At 48.6% G+C, this 510-nt stretch carries 1 protein-coding gene; it reads right to left on the bottom strand.

The annotated features are described in order from the left end of the window. Positions 1-3 precede the first annotated feature (3 nt). On the bottom strand, positions 4-510 hold a 507-nt coding region (locus tag D7V77_RS42410), incomplete at its 5' end, for a hypothetical protein (RefSeq protein WP_147452376.1).

Here is a 510-nt window from a genome sequence, read left to right as displayed (position 1 = left end):
ATCTTAGATAGCCTTTGTGCGAGAGAACAAACTGCTGTAGACTGCATCCACAACAGGGGCGGCGCTAATCATGCGTCCACCGAAGTAACGACCGTTCAAACCCTTGATAGCATTCTCGCCTCCCTGGACCTTGTCGAACTTCAGATAAATGTCGCCTTGCGAATTCGGATCGAGGGAGATATGGACAACATGGCCATATTTTTCTTCGGCTTCCTGTCGAACGTCATCCTCCAGTTCCTTGATCCAACTTTCACCTTCCTCCCTATGTAAATCGATTAGCAAAGGCGCTCTGAGATAGGAATAGAGGACAACATACTCAGTTGGGTCAAACATATTGTGCAGCACAACACAACGACTAGCCATATTTACATTGACAGGGAGCGGCTTAGTCTCGGTTTTAGGCTTAAGAACCTGTCGCTCATCTCGGCCTCCGTTAGGGGCTTCGTCAGTCCTAGCGAGTTTTCGCATCAATGCATCTCGGCTGTAATTGTTGAAGTTCACGCCCGAGAC

Source organism: Corallococcus sp. CA041A, assembly GCF_003612075.1.
Lineage (GTDB): Bacteria > Myxococcota > Myxococcia > Myxococcales > Myxococcaceae > Corallococcus > Corallococcus exiguus.
The sequence above is the reverse complement of the archived record's forward strand: the minus strand, read 5'-3'. Positions and strand labels throughout refer to the sequence as shown.